The sequence below is a fragment of the Nevskia sp. genome (assembly GCF_051860985.1).
Taxonomy (GTDB): Bacteria; Pseudomonadota; Gammaproteobacteria; order Nevskiales; family Nevskiaceae; genus Nevskia.
Map to the genome: position 1 here is coordinate 36,913 of NZ_JBIMKV010000002.1, position 18,574 is coordinate 55,486.

The 18,574-nt window shown below is 68.3% G+C and carries 17 protein-coding genes; 12 read left to right on the forward strand and 5 right to left on the reverse strand.

From position 1 onward, the window contains the following. Positions 1 to 2 precede the first annotated feature (2 nt). The 3 genes from ACTIGJ_RS02460 to ACTIGJ_RS02470 are packed head-to-tail and all read left to right on the forward strand — an operon-like array spanning position 3 to position 1,875. Positions 3 to 1,241 (forward strand): OmpA family protein, encoded by a 1,239-nt coding sequence (locus tag ACTIGJ_RS02460; protein WP_439638692.1) that lies wholly within the window; start codon positions 3 to 5, stop codon positions 1,239 to 1,241. Further along, positions 1,238 to 1,429 carry a DUF1289 domain-containing protein gene (locus ACTIGJ_RS02465; RefSeq protein WP_439638693.1) on the forward strand — a complete coding sequence of 64 codons (192 nt, stop codon included), beginning with the start codon at positions 1,238 to 1,240 and terminating at the stop codon, positions 1,427 to 1,429. Before ACTIGJ_RS02460 ends, ACTIGJ_RS02465 begins: the two co-directional genes overlap by 4 nt. Continuing rightward, positions 1,426 to 1,875 (forward strand): acyl-CoA thioesterase, encoded by a 450-nt coding sequence (locus ACTIGJ_RS02470; protein WP_439638694.1) that lies wholly within the window; start codon positions 1,426 to 1,428, stop codon positions 1,873 to 1,875. The genes ACTIGJ_RS02465 and ACTIGJ_RS02470 overlap by 4 nt, the downstream gene beginning before the upstream one ends. A 17-nt stretch (positions 1,876 to 1,892) precedes the next feature. Here the strand turns inward: ACTIGJ_RS02470 and ACTIGJ_RS02475 are convergent, their stop codons facing one another. Together ACTIGJ_RS02475 and purB are read right to left on the reverse strand one after the other, a co-directional pair. Beyond that, positions 1,893 to 2,387, reverse strand: coding sequence for a hypothetical protein (locus tag ACTIGJ_RS02475; RefSeq protein WP_439638695.1), 495 nt, complete (start codon positions 2,385 to 2,387; stop codon positions 1,893 to 1,895). Further along, positions 2,384 to 3,757: an adenylosuccinate lyase gene (purB, locus tag ACTIGJ_RS02480; RefSeq protein WP_439638696.1), complete on the reverse strand. Its 1,374-nt coding sequence runs from the start codon at positions 3,755 to 3,757 to the stop codon at positions 2,384 to 2,386. The genes ACTIGJ_RS02475 and purB overlap by 4 nt, the downstream gene beginning before the upstream one ends. 179 nt (positions 3,758 to 3,936) lie before the next feature. On the opposite strand from purB, the gene ACTIGJ_RS02485 reads away from it, so the two are divergent. The 4 genes from ACTIGJ_RS02485 (at position 3,937) to ACTIGJ_RS02500 (ending at position 7,277) form a co-directional block, all read left to right on the forward strand. Further along, positions 3,937 to 4,512 carry a sigma-70 family RNA polymerase sigma factor gene (locus tag ACTIGJ_RS02485; RefSeq protein WP_439638697.1) on the forward strand — a complete coding sequence of 192 codons (576 nt, stop codon included), beginning with the start codon at positions 3,937 to 3,939 and terminating at the stop codon, positions 4,510 to 4,512. Between the two features lie 104 nt (positions 4,513 to 4,616). Continuing rightward, positions 4,617 to 5,360 carry an anti-sigma factor gene (locus tag ACTIGJ_RS02490; RefSeq protein ID WP_439638698.1) on the forward strand — a complete coding sequence of 248 codons (744 nt, stop codon included), beginning with the start codon at positions 4,617 to 4,619 and terminating at the stop codon, positions 5,358 to 5,360. 64 nt (positions 5,361 to 5,424) lie between these two features. Then, on the forward strand, positions 5,425 to 6,825 hold the full coding sequence (locus ACTIGJ_RS02495) for a class II fumarate hydratase (RefSeq protein WP_439638699.1): 1,401 nt from the start codon (positions 5,425 to 5,427) through the stop codon (positions 6,823 to 6,825). A gap of 11 nt (positions 6,826 to 6,836) precedes the next feature. After that, entirely contained in the window at positions 6,837 to 7,277 is a 441-nt protein-coding gene (locus ACTIGJ_RS02500; RefSeq protein WP_439638700.1) for a hypothetical protein, read from the forward strand. A gap of 106 nt (positions 7,278 to 7,383) precedes the next feature. On the opposite strand, the gene ACTIGJ_RS02505 is transcribed toward ACTIGJ_RS02500, so the two are convergent. After that, positions 7,384 to 8,358 (reverse strand): quinone oxidoreductase family protein, encoded by a 975-nt coding sequence (locus ACTIGJ_RS02505; protein WP_439638701.1) that lies wholly within the window; start codon positions 8,356 to 8,358, stop codon positions 7,384 to 7,386. A 146-nt stretch (positions 8,359 to 8,504) separates the two neighbouring features. On the opposite strand from ACTIGJ_RS02505, the gene ACTIGJ_RS02510 reads away from it, so the two are divergent. The 3 genes from ACTIGJ_RS02510 to ACTIGJ_RS02520 all read left to right on the forward strand — a co-directional run bounded on the left by ACTIGJ_RS02510 (position 8,505) and on the right by ACTIGJ_RS02520 (position 10,706). Then, a complete protein-coding gene (locus ACTIGJ_RS02510; protein ID WP_439638702.1) occupies positions 8,505 to 9,014 on the forward strand; it encodes a disulfide bond formation protein B in 510 nt (169 codons plus the stop codon). Positions 9,015 to 9,041: 27 nt separating this feature from the next. Continuing rightward, positions 9,042 to 9,539: a ribonuclease E activity regulator RraA gene (rraA, locus tag ACTIGJ_RS02515; protein WP_439638703.1), complete on the forward strand. Its 498-nt coding sequence runs from the start codon at positions 9,042 to 9,044 to the stop codon at positions 9,537 to 9,539. Positions 9,540 to 9,677: 138 nt separating this feature from the next. Further along, positions 9,678 to 10,706 (forward strand): DUF475 domain-containing protein, encoded by a 1,029-nt coding sequence (locus ACTIGJ_RS02520; protein WP_439638704.1) that lies wholly within the window; start codon positions 9,678 to 9,680, stop codon positions 10,704 to 10,706. Between the two features lie 387 nt (positions 10,707 to 11,093). Here ACTIGJ_RS02520 and ACTIGJ_RS02525 read toward each other — a convergent pair whose 3' ends face one another. Both ACTIGJ_RS02525 and ACTIGJ_RS02530 read right to left on the reverse strand, forming a co-directional pair. Continuing rightward, positions 11,094 to 12,956: a hypothetical protein gene (locus ACTIGJ_RS02525; RefSeq protein WP_439638705.1), complete on the reverse strand. Its 1,863-nt coding sequence runs from the start codon at positions 12,954 to 12,956 to the stop codon at positions 11,094 to 11,096. A gap of 109 nt (positions 12,957 to 13,065) precedes the next feature. Beyond that, complete coding sequence (locus ACTIGJ_RS02530) at positions 13,066 to 16,230, reverse strand: TonB-dependent receptor domain-containing protein (RefSeq protein ID WP_439638706.1); 3,165 nt, start codon at positions 16,228 to 16,230, stop codon at positions 13,066 to 13,068. A 19-nt stretch (positions 16,231 to 16,249) separates the two neighbouring features. Here ACTIGJ_RS02530 and ACTIGJ_RS02535 point away from each other — a divergent pair, with 19 nt between their 5' ends. Both ACTIGJ_RS02535 and aceB read left to right on the forward strand, forming a co-directional pair. Then, positions 16,250 to 16,465, forward strand: a complete 216-nt coding sequence (locus ACTIGJ_RS02535) for a hypothetical protein (RefSeq protein ID WP_439638707.1) — start codon at positions 16,250 to 16,252, stop codon at positions 16,463 to 16,465. Positions 16,466 to 16,960: 495 nt separating this feature from the next. After that, the gene (gene aceB / locus ACTIGJ_RS02540) at positions 16,961 to 18,541 is read left to right on the forward strand and encodes a malate synthase A (RefSeq protein WP_439638708.1); all 1,581 of its coding nucleotides are present in this window, start codon (positions 16,961 to 16,963) and stop codon (positions 18,539 to 18,541) included. Positions 18,542 to 18,574: the final 33 nt, after the last annotated feature.

The window sequence follows — 18,574 nt, forward strand, 5'->3', positions numbered from 1 at the left end:
ACATGACTTTCCGATTCCCGATGATCCGCGCCGGCCTGCTGGTGGCGACCCTGATGGCCTCCGATGCGATGGCGCTTGCCGTCGACGACGACCGCGGCTACTACCTGGCCGGCTTCGGCAGCTACGAGCGGCCTGACTCCGGCCGCGATTCCGACAACGGCTACGGCTTCCAGGTCACGCTCGGCCGCGCGATTGGCGCCAACCAGGCGCTGGAGCTGTCGTTCCTGAACCTGCGGCGCGACCGCAACATCGACGGCCGCCCGGATTACCAGCGCGCGCTGTCGCTCGACTACGTGCGTGACTTCGGCCTGCAGCGCTTCCAGACCGCGCTGCTGCCCGACGTCAAGCCGTACCTGCTCGGCTCGATCGGCGGCGTGCTGGAAGACGTGCGCGGCGACAGCCACCTGCACCCGGCGCTGAATCTCGGCGCCGGTCTGCTGTTCCCGCTGCGTCTCGGCATCTGGGACTGGGGCTGGGGGCTGCGCACCGAGGTCAAGGGTCTGATCCAGTACAACGATCGCAAGTCGGCACCGGCGGACGACGATTTCCTCGCCGACCTGCGCTTCCAGATCGGCCTGCACATCCCGCTGCGCTGGCAGACCCCGCCGCCGGCGGTGTCGCCGCCGAGCCGCGAATGCGCGCTGACCGCGGTCGATCCGGTGACTGGCCGGCGCGACTGCCTGAACGACGGCGACCGCGACGGCATCGCCGATGACGTCGACGCCTGCCCGGATACCGCCAGCGGCGATCGCGTCGACGATCGCGGCTGCAGCCTGACGACTGCCGGCGATGCCGATGCCGACGGCGTCGCCGATGGCACCGATGCCTGCGCGAACACCGCCACCGGCCTGCAGGTGGATGCCGGCGGCTGCGCGGTCGAGCAGACCTTGAGCCTGCAGGCGGTCAGCTTCGAGTCCGGCTCGGCGGTGCTGACCGGTGTGGCCACCGGCGTGCTCGACGGCATCGCCGCGACGCTCAACCACCAGGACAACCTGCGCCTGGAGATCGCCGGCCACACCGACGACACCGCTTCGGCGGCGTACAACCTGAAGCTGTCCGAACTGCGGGCCGAAGCGGTGCGCCAGTATCTGATCGCCCGCGGCGTCGACGGCGAGCGGCTGAGCACCCGTGGCTACGGCGAAACCCAGCCGCTGGCGGCCAACGACAGCGACGCCAACCGGGCGCTGAACCGCCGCGTCGATTTCAAGCTGCTGATCAACGCCGCCGCACCGCCGCCGTGACGGTCGAGTCGCCCTGCGTCGGCATCTGCGCGCTGAACCCGCAATCGGTCTGCACCGGCTGCGGCCGGACGCTGGCCGAGATCGCCGAGTGGTCGCAGGCCAGCGACAGCCGCCGCCAGCGGGTCGTCGAACTGGCAGCCGCGCGCCGCGCCGAACTGAGCCGCCCAACCTCCCCGAGACCTACATGAGCACCGACAACACGCGCATCCGGCTGTCCGATTTCGCGCACCGCATCGAACTGCCGGTGCGCTGGGGCGACGCCGACATGTTCGGCCACGTCAACAACGCCAAGTACTTCACCTACGTCGAATCCGGGCGTATCGACTATCTGGAGACGCTCGGTGCCGTCGACGGCTCGCGCCGTGAAGCCGGCAGCGTGATCCTGGCGTCGATCGGCGCCGACTTCATCGCCCAGGTCCGCTATCCGGCGCGGCTGGTGGTCGGCACCCGCATCACCAAGATCGGCCGCAGCAGCATGGGTCTGCTGAACGGCGTGTTTCTCGGCGAACAGCTGGTGCTGGCGGCGCGCGGCACGCTGGTCTGGTTCGACTACGCCAGCCAGAAGGCGGCGGCGGTGCCGGACGAGGTCCGCGCCGCGATCGTCGCCCGCGAGGTCATCGCGCCGGAGATGTGACGGCGGCCCGCCCGGCCTCAGAGGCCGAGCGCGCGGAATTCCGCGCAGCCGGGCGATTCTTCCCACAGCGACAGAAAGGCGGTGGCCCGTGCCCGCGCCAGCAGCGGCGCCTCGCCGTGCAGGCGGGCGAGCGGCGCATCGGGCCGGTCGCGCTCGATGAAGCAGCGCTGATCGGCGATCAGCCAGTCGGCGTGCTGGCCGGTACGCCGCTCCTCGGCCAGCTCGCGGAACTCGATGCGACTCGGCAGCCGCCGACCCAGTTCGACCAGCCGGTGGGCAGCCTGCATCGCTGCCCGCGGCTGCTTGACCAGCACCCGGACCCGCGCCCGCGTGCTGGACAGCGCCAGCCGCTGGATCGCCTCGACGAAGGCTTCGCTGCCGTACAGCGTGCGGTCGAGGTCGACGCTCAACAGCAGGATCTCGTGCCGGGCACCCGCCGCCATCGCCAGCAGGGCCGACGCCAGCGCCGCCCGACCTTCGAGCGGCGCCGGCGCGTCGGCCGTGCCGGTCACGGCGTCAGATCGCGCGCCTGCTGTGCCGCGTTGCCGACGTAGCCGCCCGGCGTCAGCGCCAGCAGCCGCGCCTTGGCGTCGGCCGGCAGATCCAGTGCTTCGACGAAGGCGCGCATCGCCGCGCCGTTGAGGCGCTGGCCGCGGGTCAGCTTCTTCAGCTGCTCGTACGGCTCTGGCAGGCCGTGGCGGCGCATCACCGTCTGGATCGCCTCGCCCAGCACTTCCCAGTTGTCGTCGAGATCGGCGGCCAGCTTGGCCGGATCGGCGTCGAGCTTGGACAGGCCCTTTTCCAGCGCCTGGAAGGCGATCACCGAGTGGGCAACGCCGACGCCCAGATTGCGCAGCACGGTGGAATCGGTGAGGTCGCGCTGCAGGCGCGAGATCGGCAGCTTCTGCGTCAGGTGCTCCATCACCGCGTTGGCCACGCCGAGATTGCCTTCGGCGTTCTCGAAGTCGATCGGGTTGACCTTGTGCGGCATCGTCGAGGACCCGACTTCGCCTTCGACCGTGCGCTGCTTGAAGTAGCCGACCGAGATGTAGTTCCAGACGTCGCGGGCGAAGTCGATCAGGATCGTGTTGGCGCGCATCAGCGCGTGGAAGTAGCGCGCCACGAAATCGTGGTTCTCGATCTGCGTCGTGTACGGGTTCTGCACCAGCCCCATGCCTTCGATGAAGGCTTCCGACAGCGCCGGCCAGTCCACTTCCGGATAGGCGATCGTGTGGGCGTTGTAGTTGCCTACCGCGCCGTTGGCCTTGCCGAACAGCGCGACCGTGGCGAGCTGGTTGCGCTCGATGATCAGGCGGTGCGCGAACACCGCGATCTCCTTGCCCAGGGTCGTCGGGCTGGCCGGCTGGCCGTGGGTGCGGGCCAGCATCGGCAGCTCGCCGTACTGGTGGGCAAGGCCGGTCAGATGGCCGATCAGCTTGTCCAGCGCCGGCAGCAGTACCAGCTCGCGGGCATCGCGGAGCATCAGCGCGTAGGCGAGGTTGTTGATGTCCTCGCTGGTGCAGGCGAAGTGGATGAACTCAGCAATCGAGGCCAGTTCCGGATGGCTGGCCACGCTCGACTTCAGGTAGTACTCGACCGCCTTCACGTCGTGGTTGGTGGTCTTCTCGAAAGCCTTGACCTTGGCCGCTTCGGTGACGTCCAGTCCGGTGCAGATCTCGGTCAGCCGGGCCGTGGCCGATTCCGACAGCGCCGGCACTTCCGGAATGCCCGGATGGGCGGCCAGCGCTTGCAGCCAGCGCACCTCGACCTCGACGCGGTAACGGATCAGGCCGTATTCGCTGAAGATCAGGCGCAGGCCCTGGGTCTTGTCGGCGTAGCGGCCGTCGATCGGGGAGATGGCGGTCAGACTGCTGAGGATCATTCGAAAGCTCGGGTGGAAGGCGGTCGGCCGCCGGATGCCGGCAGCGAGCGCGCGATTTTACGCGAGGCGCTTCCCTGGTCGTCGGCCGTCCTGCGGGCGAACCCCTGGCGTGTTCCGGTCGCCCGAAGCGCCGGCCTATGCTCGCCATGCCCTATCCGGGCCGTCCCCGCAGTCGTCCGATGTCCTCTGCGCAGCAGCTTGATCAATGGCTGACGGCCGCCGCCGCCGGGGATCGCCGGGCGTTCGCGCAGCTCTACGCGGCCACCAGCGGCCGGCTGTTCGCGCTGCTGCTGCGGGTGCTGGTGCGCCGCGAACTGGCCGAGGAAGCGCTGCAGGACAGCTATGTCCGCATCTGGCTGAAGGCGGCGAGCTTCGATCCGCAGCGCAGCGGCGCGCTGACCTGGATGGCCAGCATCGCCCGCCACCGGGCGCTCGATCTGCTGCGCGCCTGCCATGCCGAGGATGCGCTGACCGACAACATCGATGACGGCATCGACGACGCGCGGCTGCACCCGGCGTGGATCGACACCCGGGAGCGGCCGGGCGAGCGCGCCGAGCAGGACCAGGCGCTGGAGCGGCTGCAGCGCTGCATGAAGCACATGGACCCGGCGCAGCGGCGGGCGCTGGAACTTGCGTTCTTCGACGGCTACACCCACGAGGAGCTGGCCAGGATCATGAACGTGCCGCTCGGCACCGTGAAAGGCCGCATCCGCCGCGGGCTGGCGCGGCTGCGCGGCATCATCGGCATTCGCTGATGATGGAGACCCGTGATCGCCGCGCCGACCGTTCGTCGTATCCGCCGCGCGCCGCAATCCGTATCGGCTTGAAGCCCACCCGCCCGAAGGTCTAGCGTTTCACCATGAATCTGCGTTCCCCATCGCTGCGTCAGGCCCTGGCTGCCGAGTACGTGCTCGGCAATCTCGGGCCGGCAGCCTGCCGCCGCTTCGAGCGCGAGGCGGCGGCCGATCCGGCGCTGGAGGCCGAAGTACGGCGCTGGCAGCAGGCGCTGAGCTGTCTGGCGCCGGTGGCGGATGTCCAGCCGCCGCCCGAGGTCTGGACGCGGATCTGCCGCGACCTCGATGGCCTGCAGCGGCCCGCCGCACCGCGCACCGCATTGCCGCGCCGTCGCCGATGGACGCGGGCTGCCGCCGGCGTGGCTGGTCTGGCGACGACCGCCGCGCTGCTGCTGGCGGTGCTGCCGCAGCGCCGCGCCGCAGAGCCGCTGCTGCACGACGACGGGCTGCCGGCCGAGCGCCACGCGGCAGCGCAGGCGGCCTGGCTGCAGCTGCCGAAGGAATCGGCGGTGCGCTGGGAAATCAGCCTGAGCCCGGAGACGCGGATGCTGCGGGTGCGTTCGGTCGGCTATCCGATGCTCGATGCCGACGAGGACTACGAGCTGTGGTGGGTCGGCGAGGACGACGGCAAGCTGGTTTCGATCGGCCTGCTGCCGCGCGACGGCAGCTGGCTGTGCAGCCTGCCGCGCAACCTGCAGCTGAGCACCGCCAGTCGTTTCGTGGTGACCCGCGAGCCGGCCTACGGCTCGCCCACCGACGGGCCGACCGGCCCGGTGCTGATTCACGCCGCGCTGCCGCTGCGCAGCTGAGCCGCGCGGCGCCGGGCGCGATCCGTTACCGTCCGCCGCAGCCGCCCCTTCCGCAGGAACCGCCATGGCCCGAGCGCGCATCGAACGAGACAGCATGGGCGAGGTCCGGGTGCCCGCCGACGCCCTGTGGGGCGCGCAGACGCAGCGCGCGGTCGACAACTTCCCGATCTCCGGCCTGCGGCTGTCGCGGCCGCTGATCCGCGCGCTGGGCCTGATCAAGGCCACCGCCGCCGAGGTCAACGCCGAGCTGGAACTGCTCGACGGCGCGCGGGCCCAGGCGATCGTCGCCGCCAGCCTCGAAGTCGCCGCCGGCCAGCACGACGCGCAGTTCCCGGTCGACATCTTCCAGACCGGCTCCGGCACCTCCAGCAACATGAACGCCAACGAGGTCATCGCCCACCTGGCGAGCCGGGCGGCGGGCGAGGCGGTGCACCCGAACGATCACGTCAATCTCGGCCAGTCTTCCAACGACACCATCCCGACCGCGATCCATGTCGCCGCCGTGCTGGAACTGCGCGAAACGCTGCTGCCGGCGCTCAAGGGGCTGGCCAAGCAGATCGAGCGCAAGGCGAAGGCGCTGAAAGGCGTCACCAAGACTGGCCGCACCCATCTGATGGATGCGATGCCGCTGCGCTTTGATCAGGAGCTGGGCGGCTGGGCGGCGCAGATCCGCGCCGGCAGCGCCCGGATCAAGGCCGGCCTGCCGCGCCTGGAGCGGCTGGCGCAGGGCGGCACGGCGGTCGGCACCGGCATCAACGCCCATCCGAAATTCGCCGCGAAATTCGCCAGGCGGCTGGCGAAGCGCTGCGGCGTGCCGTTCAAGCCGGCACCGGATTTCTTTGCCGCGCTGTCGTCGCAGGACGCGGCGGTGGAGATGTCCGGCCAGCTGAAGACCCTGGCGGTCAGCCTGATGAAGATCGCCAACGACCTGCGCTGGATGAACTCCGGGCCGCTCGCGGGCCTCGGCGAGATCCGTCTGCCGGCCTTGCAGCCGGGGTCGAGCATCATGCCCGGCAAGGTCAACCCGGTGATCCCCGAGGCGGTGGCGATGGTCTGCGCCAAGGTCATCGGCGCCGACGTGACCATCACCATCGCCGGCCAGAGCGGCAACTTCCAGCTCAACGTGATGCTGCCGCTGATTGGCCACGAACTGCTGCAATCGATCGCGCTGCTGGCGCAGGCCGCGATCCTGCTTGGCGACAAGGCGATCGCCGGCTTCGAGGTCGATGAAGCAGCGGTCGCGGCGGCGTTGGCGAAGAACCCGATCCTGATCACCGCGCTCAATGCGGTGATCGGTTACGAGCGCGGTGCGGCGATCGCCAAGCAGGCCTACCGCGAACGGCGCGCCGTGATCGATGTGGCACTCGAACAGACGCATCTGAGCGCCGCCGAACTGGCGGCGCTGCTGGACCCCTCGGCGCTGACCGAGGGCGGCATCCAAGGGCCGGGTGGCACCGGCGGCTGAATCCCCACGACATGACTCCAACCGCAGAACTGATGCTGTACCGCGCCTCGCCCGAATTCGGCCCCTTCAACACCTGGGACGTGCCGCACTTTGATCCGCTAGGCAGCGTCGAAAAGGTCGCGGCGGCGATCCGCCACCTCTACGCCGAACCGCTGCGCTGGAGCCGCTACGCGGACACCGGCTGGGTGTTCGCCGAAGGCCAGGACGCCGGCAAGCCGGTCGATCTGATGTTCCGCGCGGCCGGCCATGGCGAGGTCGACTATCTGGTGGTCCGCAAGGCCGATGGTCCGGCGCTGGTCCGGCTGCTGGAAGCGCTGGCGCTGAACTTCGTCTTCGACCCGGCGCGCAACAAGTACCTGGACCCGTACCGCTGCGACGCCGCCGACCGGCCGCTGGTGGCGAAGGGCGTCTACGAGCTGACCATCGCCCGCCGGCCGGCGCGCGAGCACTGACGCGACGCTGCGGGCCGGCTGCAGCCTGCCGCTGACGATTCCCGTGCGGCCGGGGCGTGCCACGGCCGGACCGGTTCGGCGGTGTCGCGGCGGGCGCCTCGATCGTTCAAGGCAGCAGCACCGATGCGCCCTGCGTCTGCCGCGATTCCAGCGCGCGATGGGCGACGGCGGCTTCGCGCAGCGGCCAGCGCTGCCGGACCTGCGGCTCGATGATGCCGGTGGCGACGGCCGCGAACACGGCTTCGGCGGCGGCGTCGAGCTCGGCGCGGGTGGCCGTGTAGTGGGCCAGTGTCGGACGCGTGAAGAACAGCGAGCCCTTGTCGGCCAGCAGCACCGGTTCGAACGGCGGAGCCTTGCCGGAGGCATTGCCGTAGGACACGAACAGGCCGCGCGGCCGCAGGCTGTCGAGCGAGCCGGCGAAGGTGTCCTTGCCGACCGAGTCATAGACCACGTCGACGCCGCGGCCGCCGGTCAGCCGGCGCACTTCGCCGGCCACGTCCTGTTCGCGGTACAGGATCACCTCGTCGCAGCCGGCCGCGCGTGCCTGCGCCGCCTTTTCGGCCGAGCCGGCGGTGCCGATCACCCGCGCGCCGAGCCGCCGCGCCCACGGCACCAGCGCCGAGCCGACGCCGCCGGCCGCCGCGTGCACCAGCAGCGTTTCGCCGGGCTGCACCCGGTGGGTCAGGTGCAGCAGGTAGTAGGCGGTCATGCCCTTGAGCATCAGCGCGGCGGCGGCTTCGTCGGACACCGTGTCCGGCACCTTCACCAGCCGGCTGGCGGCGACGTTCCGGTAGGCCGAATAGGCGCCGAGCGGCCCGGTGCCGTAGGCGACGCGATCGCCGACCGCGAAGCCGGACACGCCGGGGCCCAGCGCCTCGACGACGCCGGCCGCTTCCTGGCCCAGGCCATGCGGCAGCGGGGCCTGATAGACGCCGGCGCGGAAGTAGGTATCGATGAAGTTCAGGCCGATGGCCGTGTGGCGCAGGCGGATCTCGCCGTCGGCCGGCGCCGGCAGCGTTTCGTCGGCGGCTTCGAGGACTTCGGGACCGCCGTGGCGGGTGACGCGGATGGTCAGGGACATCGGGCTAGAATGCGTGCGTTTGGCTGACGCCGGAATGGCCGAGTGTACTGGCGCAGCGAGCCGTGGTTGCCCGGCAAGCCGCGTCTTTTCGCAGAACGTCTGCGCCGCACGACGGTCCCACCTTCTCTCCCTTGCAACGAGCTGCCATGACCCGTCTGACCTATCGCAGCCTGTGCTTCGCCGGTTTCGCAGGCTGTGTCGCGGGCCTGCTGTTTGCGCTGCTGCTGCAGCACGGCTATGGCCTGGAGCCATGCCCGATGTGCATCTTCCAGCGCGTGACGATGGCTTTTGCCGGCCTTGGCTTCCTGGGCGGCGCGGTGTTCGCGCCGAAGGCCGGCGGCCGCTGGCTGTGGATCGTGCTGGCGCTGCTTGGTGCGCTGGCCGGTGCGGCGATCGCCGGCCGCCACGTCTGGCTGCAGGGCCTGCCGCCCGATCAGGTACCGGCCTGCGGCCCGACGCTCGACTACCTGCTCGACCTGCTGCCGGTCGGCGAAGTCGTCACCCTGGTGCTGAAGGGCGACGGCAACTGCGCGAAGATCGACGCCGCCTTCCTCGGCATCAGCCTGCCCGGCTGGACCCTGGTCGCCTTCATCGCGCTGAGCCTCTACGCGCTGCTGATTCCAAGGCTGGCGCGCCGTCATTCGATTTTTTCCTGAACCCCGATCCCTCCTGACCTGACGCCCATGCCTGCTCCGAAAGCCATCGCCACCACCGACATCTCCGACGCCCATCCCGATGCCCAGGTGGCCGAGCCGGTCTTCAACGACTTCGGCGGCCGCTTCAGCTTCCACGGCCCGATCAAGACGCTGAAGGTGTTCGAGGACAACGCGCAGGTCCGGGCCTTGCTGGAAACTCCGGGCAAGGGGCAGGTGCTGGTGGTCGACGGCGGCGGCTCGCCGCGCTGCGCGCTGGTCGGCGGCAACCTCGGCGTGCTCGGCGTCAAGAACGGCTGGGCCGGCATCGTCGTCTACGGCTATGTCCGCGATTCCGAGGAACTGTCCGAGCAGGACATCGGCATCAAGGCGCTCGGCACCCATCCGCGCAAGAGCGAGAAGGGCCTGCACAGCGCCGTCGCCGACAAGGTGCTGGAGTTCGGCGGCGTCCGCTTCAAGCCCGGCGCCTACCTGTATGCCGATGTCGACGGCATCGTCGTCACCGACCAGCCGGTCCACGGCAAGTAGGCCGGAAGCCGATGCGCCGACGACGGTGCCGGTCCGTTCCGGGCCGCCGTTCGGCAGCTGCCGCCGTCGGTTCGTCATCGCGCCTTGCCACAGTGCCGATGGCCGGCGTCGGCGGCTTTTCCCCAAGCGAGATTCGCAGTGCGTGATTTCCGCGGTTCCCTGCTGTTCAGCCTGATCTGCCTGATCGCCGCCGGGGTCTGGGGTGCCCAGACCGCGCTCGGCTTGCTGCCGGCGTTGTGGCTGACCGCCGTGCTGGCGGTGCTCGAAGTGTCGCTGTCGTTCGACAACGCGGTGGTCAACGCCGGCGTGCTAAAGGACATGAACGTCTACTGGCGCCGGCTGTTCCTGACGCTCGGCATCGTGATCGCGGTGTTCGGCATGCGGCTGGTGTTCCCGATCGTGATCGTCGCCGTCGCCGCCGATCTCGGGCCGATGCCGGTGATCGACATGGCGCTGAAGCAACCGGAGCAGTACAGCGCGCTGCTGACCCACGCCTATCCGGCGATCGCCGCGTTTGGCGGCATGTTCCTGCTGCTGGTGTTCCTGAACTTCCTGTTCAACGACAAGCGCCAGCTGCACTGGCTGGGCCGCAGCGAACGCTGGCTGGCCAGCCTCGGCCGCATCGAAAGCGTGGCGGTGCTGGTATCGCTGGTGACGCTGTTCGGCACCCGCTGGTTCCTGCCCGACATTCTGGAGGAGCGGGTGATGGTCGCCGGGCTGGCCGGCGTCATCCTGTACATCGCCGTCGATGCGCTCGGCAGCCTGTTCGGCGAAGCCGGCGAGACTGCTGCCGAAGGCGTCAAGCGCAGCGGCTTCGCGGCCTTCATGTACCTGGAAGTGCTCGACGCCTCGTTCTCCTTCGACGGCGTGATCGGCGCGTTCGCGATCACCCGCGACGTGGTGATCATCATGCTCGGGCTCGCCATCGGCGCGATGTTCGTGCGTTCGATGACGGTTTATCTGGTCAACAAGGGCACGCTCGACGAGTACGTGTTTCTCGAACACGGCGCGCACTACGCAATCGGCATGCTCGCGGTGATCATGATCGCCGGCACCGTGGTGCACGTGCCGGAAGTGGTCACCGGCCTGCTCGGCGTGGCCTTCATCGCCGCCTCGATCTGGAGCTCGATCCGCTACAACCGCCGGCAGCAGCGGCTGAAAGGCTGATCCCGTCCGAGCGTTGCTTGCGGCCTTCGCGCCGCTGCGCTCGGCGCCGGTAGGAGCAGTGTCTGCAGGGTTCGCCGTTGTCGTTCCTGCGCCATCTCCGGCGTTCGCTGCCTGCGCCCTGCCACGCACGTACCGCGCGGTTCGTCGACGCTTCCGTGGTCGCCCCCTGGCGTTTTCGCCTCGCTTTCCGCATCAAGGCCGCAAGCGAAGGCGTGGTGCTTGGCTCGGACCTGATCCTGCTTGGCCGAAGGCGAGCGTGCAGCAGCCTGGGACAGACGACAGCTGCTGCAGCCCGATCGCCGCGCAACGAAAAACGGGGACCGCTTGCGCGGTCCCCGTTCCTGATCCAGCGGGACGTTGTCTGATCGCGGGTCGGGTCGCGGGCGCTTACGGCGCCGGCGGCACTTCGTCGTTCTCGCGGAAGTTCACCGCCGTGCAGTCGGCGATCACGTTGCGGAACACCAGGTGCGGGCCACCGGTGGTCGACGAGCCACCCGCTTCGTTGACGCGGTCGAAGGTGTTGGTGACCGTGCTGTTGCCGTCGTTGTCATCGATGTCGATGCAGCCGAACGGGAAGTCGCCGGTGATGATGGTGTTGTTGATCGAGAAGCGCATGCCTTCGCGGGCCAGCATGCCGAGACGGTCACCCGCAGCCGGCAGCGGCCGGTTCGACGGGCCAAGCACGGTGATGTTGGCCATCAGCGGGAAGGTGATCGGCGTGCGGGCGAAGCGGCCGTCCATCTCGAAGCCCGAGTTCGGCAGGTCGTTCTCCTGGATCACGAGGGCGAACTGCACACCGCCGGTGAAGCCGTTGTCGAGGTCGATGGAGTCGTCCTGGGCGCCGGTGAACACCATGTGGGTCACGAAGGCGTTGCCGCCGAAGAACTCGATGCCGTCATCGTTCGAGCGGTGCACCTGCACGTAGTCGATGGTCGTGCCACGGCCGACGCCGCCGGCGGTGATGCCCTGCAGCTCGTTGCCTTCGGCGATGATCGAGCCGGTCGAACGGACGATCACGTAGCGCAGGCTGCCCGAGCTGTCGTTCGGCGAGTTGCCGCCGTAGCGGCCGACATTGCCTTCGATCAGCACGTCACAGGTGTCGAAGCTGGTCGGCGGAGTGCCGGCGCACTGGCTGTCCGGCGCACGGCCAAGCAGCGCAAGGCCCGCCCAGCCACCGGCGGCGGCATCGGTCGAGGTCGCGGTGTTGCCGTCGAAGCGGCTGGCCACCTGGGCGCGCGAGGTCATCACGATCGGCGCGGCGGCGGTGCCGTTGGCGATGATCTGGGCACCGCGGCCGATCACCAGGGCCGAGCGGCCGGAGGCGTAGATCAGCGTGCCCGGCTCGATCGACAGCACCGACGGCGTTTCGGCGTAGCCGGCCACGGTGCGGCCGAGGTCGCCATTGCCGATCACCGCGCCCGGGAAGCTGTCGGCCTCGATCTCGTAGACGTTGTCGTTGGTCAGCGCCAGGGTGCCGGCGGCGCCGAAGCGGGCGGGCAGGCGGCAGACATCGTAGTTGCCGGTGGCGGCGGTGCCGGTGAACAGGCCGGTCTCGTCACGCGACAGCGGCCCGAACAGGGCGACGAAGTCGCCGACCAGCGTGGTGCCGGCCGGGCAGGTGCCGTTGGCCTGCGGAACCGAGGCGCCCGACAGCGCGGTGCCGGCGGTGCCGCCGAAGAAGCGCCAGACATCGTCGTTGCCATTGACGCGGACCGTCCAGCCGTTGGTCCAGGCGTTGGCGCGGGTCACGGCCGGATCGAAGGCGCCGATGTAGTTGGTGCTGACGATCGACGACGGCACCGGCAGCGAGGTGGCGTCGGTCGCCGTGACCGGCGGCCAGACCGACGGCGCGGTAAAGCCGGCGGCGAGGCCGGTGGTGCCGAAGATCGGGTAGCCGGTGCTGTCGATGCGGCCGACCACCGAGGTGCTGTTGTTGAAGCCGGATAGGCCGAAGTAGGTGGCGATCGAGAACGGGTCCATCAGGCCGGTGCCGACCGAAGTGGTGCCGGCGCCGGTGCCGATCGAGCCGCGCAGCGCGCCGGCCGGCGGGGTGTTCGGATCGGTGCTGCCGCCGGTGGTGCCACCCGTGGTGCCGCCGGTCGTTCCACCGGTGGTGCCGCCTGTGGTGCCGCCGGTGGTACCGATGTTGATGACGGTGGTGTTCGGGTTCAGGTCGGTGCCATCACAGGCGGCCAGCAGGCCGCTACCGATCAGGGCCGCCGCGATGACTGCGGTTTTCTTGAGCTGCATCTCGATGTCTCCAGAGGGTTCGTGTTGCGATTGCTGCGACAGGCCCGCACCGGCGTGCGGCCCTGCGTCGTGATCAAGAGGGGGAGTTCTTCGCCGGCACTCCGTGGGGTCAGAACTGGTACTGCACGCTGATCTGGCCGGAGCGGCCGAGCTTGTAGCTGCGCTGCAACGCGGCCTGGCCGTTGAACTGGCCCTGCTCGATGTCGATGCGCGGGTTCAACAGGTTTCGCGCCTTGATGCCGACCTGCCAGTGCTGGCCGATGCCCTGCCGGAGGTTGAAATCCAGCACCGGGTAGGACTTTTCGGTGGAGTTCGGCAGGTCGTTGATGCCGACTTCGGCGAGGCGGTCGCCGAAGATGTTGAACAGCAGGGTGGCGTCGGTGCGGCTGGCCGGATTGGTGTAGCCGAGCGTGGCGTTGGCCAGGTAGTTCGACTGGCCCTGCAGCTGGCGGGTGTCGCCGTTGGGCAGGGTCACTTCCGATTCGATGCGCGAGAAGTTGCCGGCGATGTAGGCGAACTGCAGCACCGGCGCGATCGACTTCAGGATGCCGAGGTCGTAGCGGGCATCCAGCTCGATACCGTAGTCCTTGGCGCCGTTGGCGTTCTGGAACGAGCGCACCACCTGGTTGCCCGAGGAGGCGTCGATGTTGAATTCGATCGGGTTCTGGATGTCCTTGTAGAACACGCCGATCGACGCCGCCTTGGTGTTGCTCCAGTACTGCTCGAAGCGCAGGTCGTAGTTGGTCAGCTTGGCGGACACCAGCTGCGAGTTGCCGACCGTCAGGAAGCGCGTTTCCGGATCGAGGAAGTCCACTTCCGCCAGTTCGCGGAACTGCGGGCGGTTCAGGGACTGCGACACGCCGAGGCGCACCTGCGTCTGGCGGCTGATGAACCAGGTGGCGTTCAGGCTCGGCAGTACGTCGCTGTCGACCAGCTGCGATTTCACCGTTGCGCCGCCAGCCGGCTCGCCGGTCTCGACATTGATCGTCGAGTTCTCGATACGGGCACCGGCCTGGATCTCGAACAGGTCGCCGACGAACAGGTCGGTCAGCAGGTAGAAGGCGTTGACGTCCTGCGCGCCGGTGTAGACGTTGGCGTTGCCGCCGCCGCGGATCGACACGTTGAGATCGGTCAGGTCGAAGCCGCCGGGGCCGAAGAAGGTCGGCGTCAGCACGTTCTCCGGATTCGGCACGTACTGCACGTTGCGGAACAGCGCGCTGCGCTGCGCGGCCTGCGAGGAATAGGCGAAGCGCACCGATTCGAAATCGCGATCGCGACGGGTGCCGCGCGCGCCCCACTTGAAATCACCGCGCAGCGCATCGGACAGCTCGAACGGCAGGCTCAGGTCGACGCCCAGATCCAGCGTCTTGTCGGTCAGGAATTCCCAGGTGCGGCGCGGTTCCGAGGCTTCGCCGGACTGGCCGAAGCCGATCAGGAAGGGATCATCGGTACCGGCGGCGCGGAAGCGGCCGTAGGTGCGGCGATCGAGCACGTCGCGGTCGGCGATCGAGTAGCCGGCCTGCCATTTCACCTTCAGGCCGCCGGCATCGACGAACTGGTGCCTGCCGGTCAGCTGGTTGGTGATCAGCTGGCCTTCGACGTAATCCAGCGTCACGCGTTCCTGGTCGGTCGTGAAGCCGGCGTCGCTGGCAACGGCGCGGGCGAAGAACGCGCCTTTCTGCGTCTGGCGGCTCAGCAGGCTGACGAAATCGATCTTGTGCTGCTTGGAGTATTCGTAGCCGAGGCCCAGCGTGCCGCCGGTCTCGAAGGTCTGCTCGGAGCGCTGCAGGTTTTCCGAGTCCTGCCGCGACACGTCCTGGCCGCCACCGCCGCCAGCGGTGAACACGCCGCGCTGTTCGCGACGGAAGCGGAAGTTGGTGTCGTACAGGCCGGTGACCTGGAAGCCGAACTTCTGGCTGCCGGCCAGCTTGTAGACGTTGCCGTAGCTCAAGGAGCCGCCGAAATCGGCCGGCGCGTCGTCGATGCGCTGCAGATCGAACAGGTTGGGCAGCGACTGCAGCAGCCGGCGGCGGTCGTCCAGGCTGGCGCCACCCAGCGTGTTGGCGCCGTTGTTGGTGACCTCGCGATAGGCGCGCGGCAGATCGCGTTGGCCGCCGTCGAAGCCGAGGTAATCGAAGTCCGAACCCTGGTAGGTCAGCACCGGCGACAGCGTGGTCTGGGTGTTGCCGCCGACGTTCAGCTTGATGCTGCCGGTCTCGTAGTCCGGCGTCGGCCGGGTTTCGATCAGCGCGACACCGCCGGAGAACTCGCCCGGCAGATCGGCCGAATAGGTCTTCTGCACGGTCAGGCCGCCGAGGAATTCGCTCGGGAAGGCGTCGACCGACACCACGCGGCGGCTCGGGTTGAAGCTGGGGATTTCCGCGCCGTTGACCAGGGTCGTCGAGTAGCGATCACCGAGGCCACGGACGACCACGACGTTGTTCTGCACGCTGACGCCGGTCACGCGGCGGATCGCTTCTCCGGCGTTGGAATCGCCGGCGGCGGCGATTTCCTCGGCCGATACCGAATCGATCACCGAGGTCGCGACGCGCTCCTTGGTCACCGTCGACTGGCGCTTGACCACGCCCTTGACGGTGACCGTGCCCAGCGCTGCCGCGCCGCTGCCGGCCTTGGTGCCGGCGGTGGTCGTGGTGTCGGCCGTGGCAGCCGTTGCCGAAGCCACGCTGACCAGCAGCGGCCCGCCCAGCAGCGGCGAGGCGCGGACGCCGGCGATGTCCTGGGTCGCCGCGCCGGTCGTCGCGATCTTCACCGTGTACTCGCCGCGCGGCAGGCGCAGGTTGAAGGCGCCGCTGGCGTCGGTGGTCGTGCTGGCGCCGGTGCCGGCAGCCGATACGGTGACGCCGGACAGCGGCTTGCCGCTGCTGTCGGTCACCGTGCCACGGATGTCGGCCGGGGCGACGGCGCGGGTGTCGAAGACATCGCGCTCGATCTTCGGATCACCGCTGTCGGCGGCGAGCGTCACCGCGATTTCGGCGGCGTCGGCATCGCCCAGGCGGAACTCGGTGAAGGCCAGCGGCTTGCCGTCCCGGCTCAGCACCACGCGGTGCAGGCCGCTGCCGGCGGTGAAGCTGAGCTTGCCGCCGGCATCGGTGATGCCGACCGGCTTGCCGTCGATCACGACCGACAGGCCAGCGACGGATTCGGAATTGCGGACGACGGCAATCGACACTTCGCCGGGCGCGACCTGCGCGGCGTCGACCTGACTGACAACTGCAAAAGCAAGGAGTGACGTGGCAAGACGAGCACGCGTCATGAGTGGAGTTCCCCGGTGGTTGAGCGACGCCCAAGGCGAAGTGCGCCTTTGGAATGGCGGCAAGGTACCGGCGGAAGATGACGAAATCGTGAAATCGAGCGGCTTAGAAAACCCTTATCTCCGCGCCGTCAGGGCGGCTGTTGCAGGCTTGCTTCCATCGCCGGAAGAGCGCGCTTTCTCTCTTCAAGATGATGAAAATATTGTAAAAATCATGATCAACAGACCGCGTGTTTGAGGAAGCAGGGTTCCGACGACCCGCGATGGCTGCGCCATTCGCTGTCATGAATCCGTCATAAAAGTGAAGGAAACAGCGCGCAGGGATGGAATATCCCCGCAATCTTCAATCTTTCCGCCGGGGCGGGTGCGGGGCCGGTGCGGGGCGGCGACGGGATGGCGGTAGCGCGGGTTGCCGGCTGGCCGGCCGGCGACCTGCTGGCGCCGGGAATGTCCGCTGGGGGTGTCGGGGTGTGTGACGGGATCGGCGTCGTGCCGGCCGTCAAGTTCACGGGCGGTGGGGGGAATATCGGCTGCTGAACGTGGCGCGCCGGGCCCGTTCCGTTCGTTCGCGCATGCGCGTGGCGCTTACTCCTGTCCCCGCGATAGGACAATCTGCCCCGTTTATGTTGCATTGCGGCGAAAATCCCCTTTCGCTATCATGCGCGACCCTTGCAGCCGGGCTGCGGTGGCAGGGACCCCCAGAACAGGCAAACCAGTCGCAACGGAGTCTCGGATGAGCGCAGTGGAAGGCGTTGAAATCACCGGCGAAATTCGCCCCGCGTACAAGAAGATCCTGACGCCGGCGGCGGTCGAGTTCGTTGCCAAACTGGTTCGCAAGCACCGCAAGCGTCGCAACGAGCTGCTGGAACTGCGCAAGGAGCGCCAGCGGCTGATCGATGCCGGCAAGCTGCCGAAATTCCTTCCGGAAACCAAGGACATCCGCAGCAGCGACTGGCAGATCGCCGGCATCCCGGCCGATCTCCAGGACCGCCGCGTGGAAATCACCGGGCCGGTCGACCGCAAGATGGTCATCAACGCCCTGAACGCCGGCGCCAAGTGCTTCATGGCCGACTTCGAGGATTCCGCGTCGCCGACCTGGGACCTGATGCTCGACGGCCAGATCAACCTGCGCGATGCGGTCAACCGCACCATCAGCTACACCTCGCCGGAAGGCAAGGAATACAAGCTGAACAAGGAAGTGGCGGTGTTGATCGTGCGTCCGCGCGGCTGGCATCTCGACGAAAAGCATTTCCTGGTCGACGGCGAACCGGCCCCGGGCGGCATCGTCGATTTCGGCCTGTACTTCTTCCACAACGTTGAAACGCTGCTGAAGAAGGGCTCGGGCCCGTACTTCTACCTGCCGAAGATGCAGTCGCATCTGGAAGCGCGGCTGTGGAATTCGGTGTTCGTCGACGCCCAGAAGGCGCTCGGCATCCCGAAGAAGACCATCAAGGCCACCGTGCTGATCGAAACGCTGTGGGCCGCGTTCGAGATGGACGAGATCCTGTACGAGCTGCGCGACCATATCGTCGCCCTGAACTGCGGCCGCTGGGACTACATCTTCAGCTGCATTAAGACCCTCAACGCGCATGGCGACTGGATGGTGCCGGACCGTCACACGGTCGGCATGGATCGCCACTTCCTCGACAGCTACTCGAAGCTGCTCTGCGAAACCACGCACAAGCGTGGCGCCTTCGCGATGGGCGGCATGGCCGCCTTCATCCCGACCAAGGACAAGGCCAAGAACGAGGAAGTGTTCGCCAAGGTGCGCGCCGACAAGCTGCGCGAAGTGAAGAACGGCCATGACGGCACTTGGGTCGCGCATCCGGGCCTCGTGCCGGTGGCGATGGAAGTGTTCAACGAACACATGCCGGAGCCGAACCAGCTGCACAAGCAGTTCAACTACAAGATCAAGGCCGCCGACCTGCTGAAGCAGCCGGAAGGTTCGATCACCGAAGGCGGCCTGCGCAACAACGTCAACGTCGGCATCGGTTATGTCGAAGCCTGGATTCGCGGCGTCGGCTGCGTGCCGCTGCACAACCTCATGGAAGACGCGGCCACCGCCGAAATCTCCCGTACCCAGGTCTGGCAGTGGCTGAAGTACGGCGCCACGATGGCCGACGGCCGCAAGGTCACCAAGGAACTGGTGCTGAAGACCATCGACGAGGAACTGCAGGCCTACAAGGCGCAGCTCGGCGAGGAACGCTTCTACCAGGGCCGCTTCGCGGAAGCCGCCGGCATCATGGCGCGCATGTCCACCGCGGAGAAGTGCGCCGACTTCCTGACCCTGGCCAGCTACGACTACCTCGACTGAACCGAATCACCTACAGGCGCCCCGCCGATAGCG

Excerpts from the sequence above, each read along its gene's own strand:
- ACTIGJ_RS02485 (WP_439638697.1), top strand. The coding sequence starts at position 3,937 with ATGTCCTCTGCGCAGCAGCTTGATCAATGGCTGACGGCCGCCGCCGCC.
- ACTIGJ_RS02500 (WP_439638700.1), top strand. The coding sequence starts at position 6,837 with ATGACTCCAACCGCAGAACTGATGCTGTACCGCGCCTCGCCCGAATTC.
- ACTIGJ_RS02525 (WP_439638705.1), bottom strand. The coding sequence starts at position 12,956 with ATGCAGCTCAAGAAAACCGCAGTCATCGCGGCGGCCCTGATCGGTAGC.
- ACTIGJ_RS02530 (WP_439638706.1), bottom strand. The coding sequence starts at position 16,230 with ATGACGCGTGCTCGTCTTGCCACGTCACTCCTTGCTTTTGCAGTTGTC.
- ACTIGJ_RS02510 (WP_439638702.1), top strand. The coding sequence starts at position 8,505 with ATGACCCGTCTGACCTATCGCAGCCTGTGCTTCGCCGGTTTCGCAGGC.
- purB (WP_439638696.1), bottom strand. The coding sequence starts at position 3,757 with ATGATCCTCAGCAGTCTGACCGCCATCTCCCCGATCGACGGCCGCTAC.
- ACTIGJ_RS02460 (WP_439638692.1), top strand. The coding sequence starts at position 3 with ATGACTTTCCGATTCCCGATGATCCGCGCCGGCCTGCTGGTGGCGACC.
- ACTIGJ_RS02470 (WP_439638694.1), top strand. The coding sequence starts at position 1,426 with ATGAGCACCGACAACACGCGCATCCGGCTGTCCGATTTCGCGCACCGC.
- aceB (WP_439638708.1), top strand. The coding sequence starts at position 16,961 with ATGAGCGCAGTGGAAGGCGTTGAAATCACCGGCGAAATTCGCCCCGCG.
- rraA (WP_439638703.1), top strand. The coding sequence starts at position 9,042 with ATGCCTGCTCCGAAAGCCATCGCCACCACCGACATCTCCGACGCCCAT.
- ACTIGJ_RS02505 (WP_439638701.1), bottom strand. The coding sequence starts at position 8,358 with ATGTCCCTGACCATCCGCGTCACCCGCCACGGCGGTCCCGAAGTCCTC.
- ACTIGJ_RS02490 (WP_439638698.1), top strand. The coding sequence starts at position 4,617 with ATGAATCTGCGTTCCCCATCGCTGCGTCAGGCCCTGGCTGCCGAGTAC.
- ACTIGJ_RS02495 (WP_439638699.1), top strand. The coding sequence starts at position 5,425 with ATGGCCCGAGCGCGCATCGAACGAGACAGCATGGGCGAGGTCCGGGTG.